Annotated in this window: 2 protein-coding genes; both read left to right on the top strand. The window is 39.1% G+C overall.

The window, feature by feature from the left end:
• The coding region (locus AC1DND_RS23170) for a S9 family peptidase (protein WP_477584948.1) at nucleotides 1-2,500 on the top strand (2,500 nt) is incomplete at its 5' end.
• Between the two features lie 288 nt (nucleotides 2,501-2,788).
• A partial coding sequence (locus tag AC1DND_RS23165) for a nucleoside recognition domain-containing protein (protein ID WP_477584947.1) occupies nucleotides 2,789-3,448 on the top strand: 660 nt, incomplete at its 3' end.

The following is a 3,448-nucleotide window of genomic DNA, read 5'->3' as shown; positions in this document are numbered from 1 at the left end:
CCTCAGCACCAGTGCCGTTACAAAAGTGGCAAGGGTAAAATCTTTCAAATTCCCTGAAGAAGGTGCAGGTGTAATGGCTTATCTAACTGAAAAGCCGGATACAGCAAAGAAAACTGTAAAACCGGCTGAGAAAAAGGATGGTGAAATGGATTTTGCAGATGATGAACCTGCCGGAAAAGGTAAGACCGACGAAGGAACCGATTTAGTGGTGAAAAACCTTTTAACGGGCACAGATAAAACTTATAAATTCGTTACCGATTATTATTTCAGTAAAGATGGCAAACAGTTGGTTTTTGCCTGCAGCGGGTCTAAAAAAGACAAAACGGCCCCACAGGGTGTATTCTTGCTCAATACAGAAAAAGGCATATTAAAAAGCCTGATTAAAGGTAAAGGAAGTTTCAAAAACTTCACTTTTGATGAGGAAAGCGAACATGTGGCTTTTGTGGGCGAGCAAAGTCCGGAGAAACAGGAAATAAAAAATTACAACATTTATTACAACTCTTTAACACTAGATACGGCGCAGATACTGGTTGATTTTGATATGCCAGGACTACCTGCAAAATGGTCGGTTAATGGCGATGGTAAAATAACCTTTAGTAAAGATGGCAAGAAATTGTTTTTCGGCATCTCCCCTATCAAAAAACCAAAAGACACCACTATTGTAGATTTCGAAGTGGCCAAAGTTGATGTTTGGAATTACAAAGACGATTACTTGCAACCTATGCAGCTTAAAAATGCAGATAGAGACGGTAAAAAAAGCTATTTATCGGTGATTGATGTTTATAGCAGTGATCCAAAAGTAATTCCATTAGCGGATTTAAAATTGCCTGACGCCAATCTGATTGCTGAAGGTGATGCGAATCTGGTTTTAGCATCTACAGACTATGGCCGCAGGATCGAATCACAATGGAGTGGTTCTACGTCAAAAGATTATTATCTAGTTGATACTAAAAATGGCCAGAAAAAGAAAATCATTGATAATTTAAGCGGTTATGCAATGGCTTCTCCTGGCGGAAACTATGTTTTATATTTTGATAGAAAAGCAGGTAGCTGGAATACTTATAGTGTAACCACCGGAAAAGTAACCGTATTAACAGCTGGATTAAGCGAAAAATTTGTTGATGAGGAAAACGATGTACCGGATTTACCTTCCCCTTACGGTTTAGCAACATGGACCGAAGGTGATAAAGCTGTTTTAATTTACGATAAATACGATATCTGGTCGTTCTCACCAGATGGAAAATCGGCACCAAAAAATATTACTGCCGGTTTTGGAAGAGCAAACAACATTACCTTCCGTTACGAAAGAGTACAACAGGATAACAGGTTTGAGCGCAATGCAGATAGCAAATTTGTAAAAGTGAACGAAACGGTTTGGTTAGATGGTTTTAATAATTTAACTAAAGAAAACGGGTTTTACCGTACCAACGTAGGTTCGGCTAAAGCGCCAGAATTGGTAGTAATGGCTAAGTTTAAATATTCAAACCTGCTAAAAGCTAAAGATGCTGATGCTTATATTTACGATAAAGCCAATTATGTAGAATCGCCAAATGTTTATATCACTACCGATTTCAAAACTGAAACCAAATTAAGCAATACCAACCCTCAACAAAAAAACTACAATTGGGGCACGGCTGAGCTGGTTAAGTGGACCACGCCGAAAGGCTATAAAGCCGAAGGTATACTGTACAAACCGGAAAATTTCGATCCAAATAAGAAATATCCGATGATTGCGTATTTCTACGAAAAACTAACGGATGGTTTATACACTTATCAAGCGCCAGCACCTACTCCATCTCGATTAAATATTTCTTATTTCGTGAGTAACGGATACCTGGTTTTTGCGCCAGATATTAGCTATGAAACTGGTCACCCAGGTAAATCTGCAGTTGAATTCATCAACTCTGGTGTAGAAAGCCTGAAGAAAAATAGCTGGGTAGATGGTAGTAAAATCGGTATCCAAGGTCAAAGCTGGGGTGGTTATCAAGTAGCCTATCTCATTACGCAGAATAACATGTATGCTGCCGCTTGGGCCGGTGCGCCTGTAGTCAATATGACTTCTGCTTATGGTGGTATCCGTTGGGAAACTGGTATGAACCGTCAGTTTCAATACGAAAAAACACAGAGTCGTATTGGTGCAACACTTTGGGAAAAACCAGAATTATACATCGAGAACTCACCACTATTTATGTTCCCGAAAGTAAATACCCCTGTTGTGGTAATGGCTAATGATGCAGATGGAGCTGTGCCTTGGTATCAGGGTATCGAAATGTTTACCGGTCTGCGCCGTTTAGGTAAACCAGTTTGGATGTTAAACTATAATGGCGAAGCGCATAACCTGGTTCAACGCCAGAACCGTAAGGATATTCAAATCCGTGAGCAACAGTTTTTCGATTATTATCTAAAAGGTGCGAAAGCGCCAGCCTGGATGACAAGCGGAGTACCTGCAACTGAAAAAGGAAAAACCTGGGGTTTTGAACTAACAGATGATAAACCATAGTTAGTCCGAAGTCCAGAGTCAGAAGTTCATGGTTGATAGCTTAATACTATTGGCTATGGACTTTTCTTTTGGTTAATGGCTTGATAGATCATAGTTGATGGCCTTATAGTTTATAGCATATTGTTTAAAAACCATAGCAATCAACAATTTAACTACTGACTATCAACCATTATTTAGCTTGCATAATCTGACTTCAGACTAAAGACTGTAGACTCCAGACTCTCCCTCTATGAATTTTCGCTTAAAAGCGGTATTTTAACCCATTCAAAATAAAACTAAACAACCCCAATGGCATTAAGCAGAATTTGGTCAGCATTTATTATCGTGGCTATTGTAGTAGCAAGTATTAAATGTTTCTTTTTCGGACATAGCGATATTTTTAACTGGATGGTAATCGGTAAATCATCCGATCCCTTAAACCCTTTAAAATTAGACGGCATTATCGAAACCTGCTGGATTGCGGTTGACCTTTGCATTAAATTAATTGGAACACTGGCTTTATTTATGGGGTTAATGAGCATCGCCGAAAAAGCAGGTGGTATCCGTTTATTATCCAGAATTATTGGCCCTTTTTTTTCAAAACTCTTTCCTGAAATTCCAAAAGGACATCCGTCTATGGGGCACATGATCATGAATTTCTCAGCCAATTTATTAGGCTTAGATAATGCCGCCACTCCATTTGGTATAAAGGCGATGGAAAGTTTGCAGGAGCTTAATCCAAATAAGGATGTTGCCAGCAATTCGCAGATTATGTTTTTATGCTTGCATGCCGCAGGTTTATGCTTAATTCCTGTTAGTGTAATTGCCATTAGGTCAACCCAAAATGCGCAAGACCCAACCGATATTTTCATTCCGTGTTTGATTGTAACTTTTGTTGGTACCATGGCCGCCATGCTCATTGTATCCTTTAAACAAAAGATAAACCTACTTCAACCCGTTATCATTACC

This window comes from Pedobacter sp. 01N416, from assembly GCF_056399685.1.
This window is presented reverse-complemented; position numbering and strand designations above follow the sequence as displayed.